General features: G+C 42.8%; 11 protein-coding genes. 7 read left to right on the top strand and 4 right to left on the bottom strand.

The features are described from left to right. Positions 1–2: 2 nt before the first annotated feature. Positions 3–356 (top strand): hypothetical protein, encoded by a 354-nt coding sequence (locus K1X76_07305; GenBank protein MBX7148879.1) that lies wholly within the window; start codon positions 3–5, stop codon positions 354–356. Positions 357–363: 7 nt separating this feature from the next. Here the strand turns inward: K1X76_07305 and K1X76_07310 are convergent, their stop codons facing one another. Together K1X76_07310 and cysC are read right to left on the bottom strand one after the other, a co-directional pair. Next, positions 364–1,122 (bottom strand): phosphoadenylyl-sulfate reductase, encoded by a 759-nt coding sequence (locus tag K1X76_07310; protein MBX7148880.1) that lies wholly within the window; start codon positions 1,120–1,122, stop codon positions 364–366. A gap of 99 nt (positions 1,123–1,221) precedes the next feature. Next, positions 1,222–1,821 (bottom strand): adenylyl-sulfate kinase, encoded by a 600-nt coding sequence (gene cysC, locus K1X76_07315; protein MBX7148881.1) that lies wholly within the window; start codon positions 1,819–1,821, stop codon positions 1,222–1,224. Between the two features lie 61 nt (positions 1,822–1,882). On the opposite strand from cysC, the gene K1X76_07320 reads away from it, so the two are divergent. Together K1X76_07320 and K1X76_07325 are read left to right on the top strand one after the other, a co-directional pair. Continuing rightward, positions 1,883–3,136: a competence/damage-inducible protein A gene (locus K1X76_07320; GenBank protein ID MBX7148882.1), complete on the top strand. Its 1,254-nt coding sequence runs from the start codon at positions 1,883–1,885 to the stop codon at positions 3,134–3,136. A 108-nt stretch (positions 3,137–3,244) separates the two neighbouring features. Next, complete coding sequence (locus tag K1X76_07325) at positions 3,245–3,712, top strand: DUF1178 family protein (GenBank protein MBX7148883.1); 468 nt, start codon at positions 3,245–3,247, stop codon at positions 3,710–3,712. Between the two features lie 3 nt (positions 3,713–3,715). Here K1X76_07325 and K1X76_07330 read toward each other — a convergent pair whose 3' ends face one another. Next, positions 3,716–4,804: a TMEM43 family protein gene (locus K1X76_07330; protein ID MBX7148884.1), complete on the bottom strand. Its 1,089-nt coding sequence runs from the start codon at positions 4,802–4,804 to the stop codon at positions 3,716–3,718. Between the two features lie 119 nt (positions 4,805–4,923). Here K1X76_07330 and K1X76_07335 point away from each other — a divergent pair, with 119 nt between their 5' ends. From K1X76_07335 to K1X76_07345, 3 genes are all read left to right on the top strand, one after another. Beyond that, positions 4,924–7,680, top strand: coding sequence for an OmpA family protein (locus K1X76_07335; protein ID MBX7148885.1), 2,757 nt, complete (start codon positions 4,924–4,926; stop codon positions 7,678–7,680). Positions 7,681–7,712: 32 nt separating this feature from the next. Continuing rightward, a complete protein-coding gene (locus K1X76_07340) occupies positions 7,713–10,505 on the top strand; it encodes an OmpA family protein (GenBank protein ID MBX7148886.1) in 2,793 nt (930 codons plus the stop codon). A 143-nt stretch (positions 10,506–10,648) separates the two neighbouring features. Further along, positions 10,649–11,212 carry a four helix bundle suffix domain-containing protein gene (locus K1X76_07345; GenBank protein MBX7148887.1) on the top strand — a complete coding sequence of 188 codons (564 nt, stop codon included), beginning with the start codon at positions 10,649–10,651 and terminating at the stop codon, positions 11,210–11,212. Here the strand turns inward: K1X76_07345 and K1X76_07350 are convergent. Beyond that, positions 11,209–11,757 (bottom strand): thioredoxin family protein, encoded by a 549-nt coding sequence (locus K1X76_07350; protein ID MBX7148888.1) that lies wholly within the window; start codon positions 11,755–11,757, stop codon positions 11,209–11,211. The two genes, K1X76_07345 and K1X76_07350, sit on opposite strands and share 4 nt — an antisense overlap. A gap of 112 nt (positions 11,758–11,869) precedes the next feature. Here K1X76_07350 and recA point away from each other — a divergent pair, with 112 nt between their 5' ends. Next, the gene (gene recA, locus K1X76_07355; protein ID MBX7148889.1) at positions 11,870–12,946 is read left to right on the top strand and encodes a recombinase RecA; all 1,077 of its coding nucleotides are present in this window, start codon (positions 11,870–11,872) and stop codon (positions 12,944–12,946) included.

Genomic DNA, 12,946 nt, shown 5'->3' on the forward strand with positions numbered 1-12,946 from the left:
AGATGTCACAAATTGTTTATCTCATTGGCCCTAACCGCTATTCAACCGAGGGTCTTCACTGGTGTTTACACAAAGCCAAAGAAGGCAGTAAAGCCTTGCGTGTGGTTTACGCGGGTGGGGACGATGAGGCGCTATTAGCTGAAATTGACAAGCAGGGGGCAACGTTTGCGCATAAAATTGAAATTCAAAAATTAAATGCTAACTATCTGGCTGCGTGTGAGCAGGCGGCTCAATTTCCTGATACTGTTTTGTTGGTATTGGTAGCTTTAAAGAAGAGTTTCATGGGTAAACTTTTTGGGACTGACGAGTTTGAAGTTCTTAAGGGCAAGATTAACTGCGAATTAAAAATATATTAAAACTGCGTCAGCCATCCGTGTTATCGGTAGCATTCACATGCAGTCCACATTCTTTTTTATCAGGGTCATTCTGGTTAAACCAGCGCCAGCGCCCGGCGCGGCGGGGTTCGTGTGGACCAATAGGGGTGGTGCATAAAATGCATCCCAGCGATTCGTAATACCAGCCATTTTCATTCCAGCTTAACAGCTTGTGCATGGGTACTTTGTATTTGGCAATGTAATCGCGCAAATCTTTCTCGGTCCAGTTAAACAGAGGGGCAATTTTTAAAATAGGTTTTCCTGTGGGACCTGTAATAATCTGGAACTTTTTGCCATCGGCGCGCGTGGCTGATTGATCGCTTCTTAAACCGGTAATCCATACATCTAAAGTTTCCAAAACTCTATTATTGGGTTCTACTTTACGTAAGTGGCAGCAAAATTTTTGTTTGTCGGGCGTGTCAAAAAACAAATACTCACCGTGCTGCTTAATCATCCGGTCTATTTTAACGGGGTCTGGTTTTATTTTTTCAATTTTGATTTTGTATTTCTTTTCTATTTTGCCAAATAGTTCGTAAGTTTCCGGAAAGAGACGAAGTGTATCAATGGTAAAAATACGAGGTTTGATTTTGGCGCGGACAGCAAGATCAATCAGCGCAACGCCTGTGAGTTGACCGCTGGTACCAATAGCCGCCCGTTTTTTAAAGCGCTTGAATACCTCCTTTAAGAGGGCGCTGGTATCGTTGATTTGTTCCAGTTCGGCAATCAGTTGTTCGTTAATTGCGGTCATGTTGTGAAGAGTAACCCCCTCCCGTCCTCCCCCTTAATTTAAGTGGGAGGGGCTAAGAAAGTCCTCCTCCCTTAAATTAAGGGAGGAGACAGAGGTGGGTTACACAATCTTATTCTTTTTCAGCATTTCAATTACGGCCTTTGCACACTCCTCAATACTCAACTGCGCTGTTTCCAAATTAAGTTCCGGTTTTAACGGTTCTTCGTAAGGAGACGAAATGCCGGTAAAATCTTTAATCTCTCCCTTGCGTGCTTTTTGGTAAAGGCCTTTAGGGTCTCGTTTTTCACATTCTTCGATGGGTGTATTTACAAAAATTTCAAAAAAATGACCTTGCGGAATAATGGCCCGCACATCATCGCGGTTTTTTCTAAAAGGCGAGATGAGCGAAACGAGAGTAATCACATTGGCATCACAAAAAAGTTTGGCTACTTCGCCCACGCGACGTATATTTTCGGATCTGCTTTTATCATCAAAACTCAAATCTTTATTAAGCCCATGGCGCAAATTATCACCATCTATTACGTAGGCGTGAAAACCTTGGGTTATAAGAGCTTTTTCTACACTTGATGCAATGGTGGATTTGCCAGAGCCCGATAAACCTGTAAACCAAAGGACGGCTCCTTTTTGTTTTAAACTTTTAGAGCGCTCTTCAGCATTTACATGGCCCTGATGCCAAACGATATTGGTGGACTTAGACATTGGTCTTCTTTCTAATTCTTTCGTATTGAGAGTGTCAAACACATTTGTTACAAGTGTTTTTATGCAAGCTGAAATTATCACAGTAGGTGATGAAATTGTTTCCGGTAATATAGTAGATACTAACAAGGCCTATTTGTCCGATAAGCTATGGGCTGGTGGAATCAAAGTAGTATGGCATACCTCGGTGCGGGATGACGCGGCCGATATTAAGGCGGCTTTATTGCTTGCTAATCAGCGTGCTGATATTGTTTTAGTTTCTGGTGGGTTGGGGCCTACAGCTGATGATTTTACCTTAGAAATAGCCGCTAAAACTTTTCGTAAAAAAATGGTGAGGCATCAGCCTACCTTAAACCGTTTAGAAACCCTCATGAAAAAGCTGGGGCGAACACTGCACGAAAATAATAAGAAACAAGCAGATGTTCCTGAAGGCGCTGATGTTTTTGACAATAAATGGGGTACGGCGCCGGGTATTGGTATTACCTTTAAAAAGAAACGATATTATTTTTTACCGGGCGTACCACGTGAAATGAAGCAGCTTTTTGAAGATTCTGTTTTCGCGGAAATTATTCAAAATAATCCCGATAAAAAAATCTTTGTGAGTAAATTCCTCAAATGTTTTGGCACCAGTGAGGCCGATTTAGATTTGGCTCTTAAAGAACTCTATTCGGGAGTAACCGAAATTAACAATGTGCGTGTGGGCTTTAGAGCGCAGTTTCCCGAAACCACCATTAAACTTTCGGCCTGGGACAAAACAGAAGAAAATGCCGTTCAGGCCTTAGCGGCAGTTGAAGATCAAGTTCGTCAAAAAATAGGGGAGGCTATTTACGGTGAAGGTGAGGATACGCTTGAAAAAGTGGTAGGTGAACTTTTGAATAAAAGTAAAAAAACTTTAGCCCTGGCCGAATCGTGCACGGGTGGGCTTATTGCCAGCCGCGTTACCAATGTGCCCGGATCAAGCGCTTATTTTTTAGGTGGTGCAGTAAGTTATAGTAATGAATCTAAAGTAAAACTTTTAGGTGTGAGCGAGGCCACACTTAAAACCCATGGCGCGGTAAGCAGCCAGTGTGCCATTGAAATGGCTCAAGGCATTCGTCGCCAATTAAAAAGTGATTATGGTATTGCGGTAACCGGAATTGCTGGGCCTAGTGGCGGCTCTGTTGCTAAACCTGTGGGTACGGTTTATGTGGCACTTGCTAGCCCCAACGGAACCAAAGAAAAACTGTTTAATTTTCCGCGTAACCGCGACATGTTTAAGCTTTTAGTGAGCTCCATCGCCTTGAATTGGTTGAGAAAGGAGCTTATCGTGGTTCGCTGATCGCTAATCGCGAAGAGAAAAGGGTCTTTTTTATGCGATCTGCGATAAGCGATAAACGATTCGCGAGAATCCTCTTTACAAATTTTGTTTACGTATTAGGCATAGGGCATGGTTATTTACGATCTCCAATGCTTGTTTGGGCACCGCTTTGAAGGCTGGTTTCCCAATGCCGATGCTTTTGATAAGCAACGTGCAGAGGGGCTTGTGGCCTGTTCTGAATGTGGTTCGCTTGATATTAAAAAAGTAGTTTCGGGCGGTCACATTGCCAAACATGCGGGAGCCTCCAAAAAACGGGTTGTTAAACATGCCGATGCCCTCGTGTCGGCGCCTTCACACGATTCGATGAATGTTAATTTTGATCCGGTGACGGTTGTAAAAGCCATGACCCAGTACATCAAAAATAACTGTAAAAACGTGAGCGATAAATTTGCCGAAACCGCTATTAAAATGCACAAAGGTGAAGCCCCGCATGAAGCTATCTACGGCAGTGCCACGGAAGATGATTATCAAAAAATGGAAGATGAAGGCGTGCCTTACGCCGTAGTGCCTAAACTGGGTGAAGAGTTTGAGAATTAAATTTTATGCCTTTGGCCTATAGATATAATAAAGAGCAACAAGTAGCCCAATAAAGCCCACAACAATAAGCCAGAATAATTTAATAAATAGCACGGCTAGCACAACGCAAATTAGACTAAAAATAAAACAGAGAACGCCAAGAGCCGTGTGAGCTATTTTTCCAAAAAAGGGAACTACTTCAAAAACGTGTCTAAAGGGTTTTGCCAAAAGGTAAAACGCCAACCAAAGAAATAAAAAACTAAAAAAGCGACCCGCATAAAACATGGCTGTATCGGCTTGAGTGAGCCATCGTTGCATTTCAGTTTTTGAGCCTGGATAAATAGATATATGGCAAGGACGGATTTTAGAGAGACATAATGGTACAAGCGAAGAGCCATCCCACGCACCCATCACAGTTACTTGTTTGTTTAACGGGAAGCTTTCATATGTAAATTTAAGATCCCCCACTGTAAAAGCTTGGCTCTCTGATTGAGCACTATTACTTTTGTATAAGGTTACCAAGTCGCTACCAATAAACAAATTGGAATTGTCAGGAGCTACTTTGTTGATCATTGAGGGCGATAAGGTAAAGGGAAGGGTTTGCGCTATTTGTAACGAAAAAAGTTGGTCGGGTTCTATAAGCAAGGGAATATTGCCAACGCGAATGTCTTGTCCTAAAAAAATCTGGGTTGATTTAAAAGGGGATGATGGATTTTGATGCCCATCTTTAATGAAAAAAGTACTGCTGTTAGGGACGTTATCGCTAAACCATTCGGTGGTATATTGGTAATCTTCAAGCTGTTTAGGCGGGTTTTTAAGCGTTTTTTGTTGCCAGGCATAAATTTGAGCCGATCTCTTTAAATAGAGTGGGGGATAGTTTGCAATGCTTGTATGGGGTAAAAAGTTTTCATCAACAGCAGGTTTTGAGGCTGTAATAGTCCCCGATATCCAAAACGATTTTTTGAATGAAGGTTCTGTGGGCTTATCTGTGCTTAGATTTATGGCGCTATTCATTATTTTTCCATATTCGGGTGCTGTTTCCGAATAAAAAAGAATGAGCAAGGCAAAGGGGATAAAGAGAGTTCCAAAAATAACGGATGTTGCTGGTTTCATAAGTCATGTTTATATGACGAAACTAATAGAGAGTCTAAAACTTTTCTTGTCTGTTTGCTGTTTTTTGTTACATTACCTGCAGATTTTTTCTTTATATCTAAAATAGCGGGGGCTTAATTATGAAAAGGGCGTTGCTTGTATTTTTTGTTGTCGCTTTTTTTGTTCCCTCCTTAGTTTTTGCCGAAGATCTGGCTATTTATGTCACCAACAATTTCGATAATACGGTATCAGTCATTGACCCTGCCACTGATACGGTGACGGATACGATTAACGTGGGTACTGGCCCCCGAGGTGTAGCGGTGTTGCCGGATGCGAGTGCTGTGTATGTGGCCAATAATGGAAGTAACAATGTTTCGGTGATTGATCCAACGGATAATACAGAGGTAGATACAATTTCTGTGGGGGCCGAACCTGATTCGGTGGTGGCAAACCCTAATAGTACCACCGTGTATGTGACCAACAATGGAGATAACTCGGTATCTATTATTGATGTTGAATCAGGTACTGTTACCGATACGGTGCTAGTGGGAAATTCCCCTCGTGGTTTGGCGATTACTCCTGATGGTGCTTTTTTATATGTGGCCAATACCGCAAGCGATTCAGTGTCGGTGGTGGATTTATCCGATAATAGTGTTTCTTCCATCAATATAGGAGGCGGTTCTTTTCCTATTAACGTTACTATTAGCCATGACGGTGCTTTTGCTTATGTGAGCGAATTTTTGGGTTCGGATGTAGATAAGATTGATACGTCTAACAATACTATTGTTGATTCGGCACTCTCAGGTTTTGAAACTTTTAGCACCGTTATCACAAACGATGATGGCTTGGTATATGCTGTTGATGCCGCGAGCCAAGAAGTTGATTTAATCACGACAGATCCCATGACACTTGAAGATAATGTGTCTGTGGGTGCTTTTCCGCGTTATGGAGCTCTCAATGAAGACGAAACAAAGCTTTATGTTACCGAGAGTGATAATGCTACGGTGGGTATTGTAAATACCGATACTTTGGTGCGCACATCTGTGGCTGTTGGTCTTACACCTTATGGTATTGCTATTTTACGTGATGTTTCTGCTGGTGCAGGGGCTTTAACGGTAACCATCACAACTCCCTTTGATGCTAATATCACGGCGTCTGGCGAAGTGACGCCCGACCGATCTTTTTCTTATCAGGTTGTTGTTGCCAATACAGGCGGGGCAGATTTGGACGATACACAATTAGTGCTTACCAGTGGCCCCTATACAATGGTTGGTGGCAGAATTCATATGGAAGAAAATCAAATTTATGAATTAAGCGGTGACGCTGGAACTTCTACATCTACTATTACATGTACGGAGAGCGGCGCAAAAATACTTACTTGTGATATTGGAACCTTAACTGCGGGAGATACCCGTTATTTTAAAGTGGCGATGCATGTAGGCGATTTAACCAGTGGAGAAGTGGATGATGATTTTACGGCAACGGCCACGTCGGATTCTATCACGGCTAACGATAGTTCAACCCTTACTACGCTGGGTGCTGGTTATTCATCGGGGTGTGCTTTTAACATAGCGGGTAACCGCCTTTTTGACGGGAGTCGCGAAATGAAAAATACTTTATTATTATTCTCTTTTCTTATTATGCCTGTTTTAATTTTACGTTGGCGTAGGGCAAAAATATTTTTATCTCTTTTATTACTTATCTTTCTTTATAGTGCTCCGTCTATAGCTTCTACAAGCCGTTTTTCGGTTAATCCCGATGCGCCCACTCTGGGGAGTAGCGGTATTATTTATACTTTGGGAGCCAAAGCACCCCAAAAGCCGTATCATTTTAGCTTTGATACCGAATACGGGTATAATCATGCCAAAGTACAAGGTGTGACCGATGGCATTGTTACTCATTTAGTGACGCATTATTTAGGTTTTGGTTTTTATCCCAAGCAAAAACTGGGCATTGATGTAGTTGTTCCCGTTTTATCGGTGAACCAAATTCATTTAATAAATCATGATGGCAATAAACCCGGAATAGGGGATATAACCGTGCGTGGACGTATTCCTCTGGTAAAAAGTAAAAGTGGCAAAACAAATTTTGCCATCATTCCTTACATGAGTATACCCACGGGTAACGATCAGTATTTTGTATCCGATAAATATCCTCGTGGCGGGCTAGTGGGTGCGCTTGATTGGGAAATGGGAGAGAAATGGTATTCGGCCATTAACTTGGGTTTTGAGGCGCGGCAGAGTATTGATTCGAGAAATTTTAATGAAAAAGGTCGTGCTTTAGGACGTATTGGAACAGCTTACGCTGTTTCTAAACAGGTAAAAGTAAAAGCCGATTTAGTAGGAGCAACCGCGGTCAATAAACCTTTTAAAGATCAACCGGCAACGGTGCTTGAAGCTATGGGTGGTGTTGAGATTGATTTAAAAAATCATCCCGTTTCTTTTAACGTAAACGCCGGTGGACCTTTGGTGCGTGGGGCTACTTCGCCCAGCTTTAGAGCTGATGCCGGTGTGACTGTTGGTTGGGGGAAGGGCGAAAAAGGGCTTGGAAAAGCGGAACTTAAAGCGTTGCAGCCCACACTTTATTTTAATTCGGCCTCGGCAAAAATTGGTAAAGACGACCAGGCCAAATTAAATCAGGTGGCTGCTCTCTTAAAGCAATACCCCAAGATTAAATTAATGGTAGCCGAAGGTCATACCGATAATAAAGGTTCATCCAGGGTGAATCAAAAGTTATCTGTTAAACGTGCAACGGCAGTTAAAAATTATTTGGTAAAACAAAAAATTGCCTCTAACCGCATTGAGGTGACAGGTTTTGCTGATACTAAACCGGTAGCCAGCAATAATACCGATAAGGGGCGTGCTCAAAATCGTCGTGTTGAGTTAAGGGTAAAGTAAATTATTTATGTGTTTAAAATAGAGGGAGAACTATGCGTTTGAAATTCTTGTTTGTTTTTTTTGTGTGTCTTGTTTGTAGTTTATTCACCCATTCAGTTAAAAGTTGGGCCGATGATTTAGGCCTCTATGTAGGCGATACTGCCCTTGGCGTGGTTACAGTGTTTGATCCGGAATCGGATACAGCGACCGATACAATTGATGTGGGAGACGAACCCAAAGGTATTGTGGCCTTGCCCGATGCCAGCGCTTTGTATGTAGCCAATAGTTTAACCAGTGATGTGTCGGTGATTGACCCAACCGACAATACGGTGAGTGCTACCATTGACGTAGGTATAGCCCCCGAGCAACTAGTGGCTACTCCCGATAGTTCTACTGTTTATGTAACTTGCTCCATTGATGATATTGTTTATGTAATCGACACAGCAAGTAATACCGTTACCGATACAATTGCTGTAGGTAATTCGCCCGTTGGTATTGCTATTAACCCGGCCGGAACAAAAGTGTATGTGGGTAATTCAGCTGACAGCACCATTTCGGTAATTGATACTTCTAGTAATACGGTTACTGCTACCATCACCTTGCCAGGTGGTTCCAGCCCGCTTAATTTGTTGGTGAATCATGCGGGCACTATTCTTTATTCTTCCAACAATGGAACAGCGGATATTACGGAGATTAGCACCTCTAACAACACTATTAGTACAACTATTGAAGTGGGAGTTTTTCCATTAGGGTTGGTATTAAATGACGATGATAGTCTTTTATTTGTACTCAATTCGGGAGATAACGATATCGATGTCATATCAACAGCTACACGCACTATCGTTGAAACCATCGCTGTAGGTAATTTTCCGCGCCAGGCTATTTTAAATGAAGATGAAACTAAACTTTATTTAACCGAGGATGCTTCCGGAACCTTAGGGATCATCAGTGTTGATGGACTCACTCACACTACGGTGGCTGCGGGTAACCAGCCATATGGCATTGCCATGTTGCACTTTAATAACACTCCCACTTTAACAGTTGCGGTCAGCACCTATCTCTCCGAGCTCTACAAAGCAGGGCTGGCAAAAATGGGAACTAAATTCCACTATCAGGTGGCCATCAGTAATACAGGGGAGTTCGATTCACTCAATACCATATTACGTCTTTATACGCCTGACGAACATCGTGGAAACGGAAATATTTTGCGTGAGAATGATACACTTGAAATCTTAGATGGTGATGCAGGCACTGTAACAGGAACGATAGCTTGCACACCCACCTCCGACAATTTGACCATTATTTGTGATATTGGAACGATAGACGCAGGCAGTACCGTGTATTTTAGAATTAATATGAGGGTGGGATTTTATAACGACAATGGTGCTACGTATCAAAGATACTTCAATACTTTTTATGCCACGGTTGCAAATCCTGATATCGACGAAATAGACACCGACATTACGTTTACAACTGCGGTGGATCCTACTTATCCCGATTGCACCTGCCATGTTGACCCAAGCCGGCAGTTTGATGTGGGCCAGGAAATAAAAAATACTCTGCTCATGCTTGCTTTCCTTGTTTTGCCGCTCTTTGCTCTGCGTTTACGCAAAGGCAAAATGCTGCTTTCTCTAGTGCTGATGTTTTTGCTTTATAACTCCAGTTCTATGGCGGCAACGGACCAATTTTCGGTAAATCCCGATGCCCCTGTTTTGGGTTCTCCGGGTATTATTTATACCTTGGGAGCTAAAAAACCCACATCGCCCTATACTTTTTCGTTTGATACTCAGTATGGGTACAATCATTTAAAATGGAGCGGTGTGAGTAAGGGACTTATCAACCACCTGGTTACCCATAATTTGGGTTTTAGTTTTTCTCCCAAACAAAAACTGGGGCTCGATGTGATTGTGCCTATTGTATCGGTCAATAAACGATTAGCCCCATCGCTTTCAACTTATGCCAACAAAGCCACGTTAGGCGATGTTTTGTTACGAGGGCATATTCCTGTTGCTCATAGCCAGAGTGGTAAAACTCATTTTGCACTGGTGCCGTATCTCACTATTCCCACCGGTATGGAAAAATATTATGTGGCCGATAAATATCCCCGTGGCGGGCTTATTGGAGCCCTCGATTGGGAAATGGGCGACAAATGGTATTCGGCTTTAAACGTGGGTGTAGAAGCGCGGCAAAGTGTTAGCTATAGCAATTACAACCAGAAGGGGCGTATTTTAGGCAGTATCGGTTCGGCCTATGCTGTATCCAAACAAGTAAAACTGAAAGTGGATCTGGTAGGCTCAACGGCCATCAACAAACCCTTAACACATCAGGTAAGCTCTCCGCTTGAGGCGATGGGTGGCGTGGATGTGGAACTTAAAAATCATCCGGTTAGTTTTAATGTAAGCGGCGGTGTTCCCTTGGTGCGCGGCGCTACATCGCCTACGTTTAGAGCCGATGCGGGTGTGACCGTTGGCTGGGGGAAGGGCGAAAAAGGTTTAGGACGTGATGCTTTGCGTGCCTTGCAACCCACCATTTATTTTGCCAGCAACTCGTCTAAAATTTCTAAAGACGATAAGGCAAAACTGGATACGGTGGTTTCACTTTTAAAACAAAATCCAAAAGTAAAATTAATTGTAGCTGAAGGGCATACCGATAATACGGGTACGCACAAGGCCAATCAAAAATTATCGTTGGGCCGGGCTAATGCGGTTAAAAAATATTTAACGGGTAAGGGGATTACGCCTTTGCGTATTGAAGTAAGCGGTTTTGCCGATACAAAACCTGCTGTTTCTAATTCTAATGATACAGGCAAAGCTAAAAACCGTCGGGTGGAACTGAGAGTGCGCTAGTCCGACTTGTCTGACGAGTCCGACGCGTCGGACCTGTCGGACTCAGAATCGGACTCTGAAGAATTTTTCTAAAAACACTTCCTTTAAAATTCAAAGAGTTATCGTTTTGTGCTTTTTGGCATAAGCTTTGCTTTAGCCAAAGCATGAACGAAGCACCCAAACTTATTTCTGTCCATGGTGGTTATCGCAACTTGCGGAGCTTTCAGTGTGCCCAATTGGTTTACGATAATACGGTAATTTTTTGTAACCGTTTGGTAAGTAAGTATTCGCGTACTCACGATCAAATGGTGCAAGCCGCGCGGAGTGGGGTGCAGAATATTGCCGAAGCCAGTATGGCTTCGGGAATTTCTAAAAAAACGGAATTAAAATTAACCGGTGTGGCCCGCGCCAGCCTAGAAGAACTCTTGCTCGATTACGAAGATTTTTTAAGACAAAATAGTTTGCGCTTGTGGGGTAAGAACGAAGAAAAAACTCTTCAAGTCCGAAAGTTTTTGTCCGACCTGTCAGACCCGTCGGACAAGTCTGACTTGTCTGACAAGATTTTGAAGAAAACTCCGGAAGTGGCAGCCAATATTTTAATTTGTTTAACTCACCAAAGTATTTACCTGTTAAGGCAACAGCTCAAACATTTAGAACTCAAATTTCTTAAAGAAGGAGGTTTTACCGAAAAACTGTATCAGGTACGTTCTCGGGCGCGGCATTTTTAGCGCCACTTAATAGAACAGCCCATGGAAGGTTTTTGATTGCTAGTGATAGCTTTGCCCTCTTTTAACGCCAGCATCGCATTGCGCAGTTCTTGCACTTGCACTTTTTCGGGTTCTTTCCAGTTGTCATCCAAACGGCCGTGGTAAACGAGTTTTCCGGTAGGGTCCAGCAAATACAAATCGGGTGTGCATTGGGCTTTGTAACTTTGCGCTACCTGTTGGCTTTCATCTATTAAGTACGGAAATTTTATTCCCCATTCTTTAATTTTGATTTTCATTTTATCGGGAGCATCATCGGGATAGTTGGGGTGGATATTGGGATTGATGCCCACGGTGTTAATGCCCCAGGTTTTGGCTTCATCCGCAAGCTTAATCAAACGAGGCCAAATAGCGATAGCGTAGGGGCAGTGGTTACAAGTGAAAGCAACCAGCAAGCCTTTGGGGCCATTTATGCTAGCACTATTATAGAGAGCACCATCGGGTGAGGGCAGGTTAAATGCCGGCATGGTTGTGCCTAAGGGGATGTCTAATGATTCAACTAAAGCCATAAAAACCTCTTTTTTATTTTTTTTAAAAAAAGTCTTGCAATGTGAACTGAGCCTGCTTCATAAAAAGTAAATCACGGAAGAATTACTTAACATAACGAAAGGAAAAAACAATATGCAAGCCATCGACAATAACAATACCGATAAAAACAAAGCCATCTCTCTGGCTGTTTCTACCATTGAAAAACAGTTTGGCAAAGGTTCTATCATGCGTTTAGGAGAAGGGGAGATCACAAAAAACTCTCAGATTGATACCATTCCCACCGGCTCTTTAGGTTTAGATATTGCTTTAGGAGTGGGTGGTTTACCCCGTGGTCGTATTATTGAAATTTACGGGCCAGAATCGTCCGGTAAAACAACATTAACATTACATGTGGTGGCTGAGGCTCAAAAGAAGGGTGGTATTTGCGCCTTTGTGGATGCCGAACATGCTTTAGATGTTAACTATGCCCGCAAGCTGGGTGTTAAAACCGAAGATTTACTGATCAGCCAGCCCGATAATGGCGAACAAGCTTTAGAAATTGCCGAAACTTTGGTGCGTTCCAATGCGGTGGATGTGGTGGTGGTGGATTCTGTTGCCGCTTTGGTGCCCAAAGCCGAAATTGAAGGTGAAATGGGCGATGCGCAAATGGGTGCTCAAGCACGTCTCATGAGTCAGGCTCTTCGTAAGCTGACTGCTACGGTCAGTCGTTCGCAAACCATGCTTATTTTCATTAACCAAATTCGTATGAAAATTGGTGTGATGTTTGGTAACCCCGAAACAACTACGGGAGGCAATGCGCTTAAATTTTATTCTAGCGTGCGCATGGATATACGTCGTATTGGAGCCATTAAAAACGGTGACGATGTTATTGGTAACCGTACCCGCGTTAAGATTGTTAAAAACAAGGTAGCCCCTCCTTTCCGTGAGGTTGAATTTGATATGATTTACGGTGAAGGAATCAGTAAAGAGGCCGATCTCATTGATTTAGCTGTAAAAAATGAAATCATCGAGAAAAGTGGTTCGTGGTTTTCGTATGGGCCCGAACGGATTGGGCAGGGTACTGAGAATGTAAAAGAGTACTTGAAGACTCATCCCGAAGTAGTGAAAAAGATTGAGTTTCAAATTAAACAAAAAGCTGGGCTTTTGCCTGTGGAAGAGGTAAAAACTTCGGCTGAGGCTAAGGCTAAAAAAGAAGCCAAAGCCTCATAA

It is taken from the genome of bacterium (assembly GCA_019695305.1).
GTDB lineage: Bacteria > UBA10199 > UBA10199 > UBA10199 > JAIBAG01 > JAIBAG01.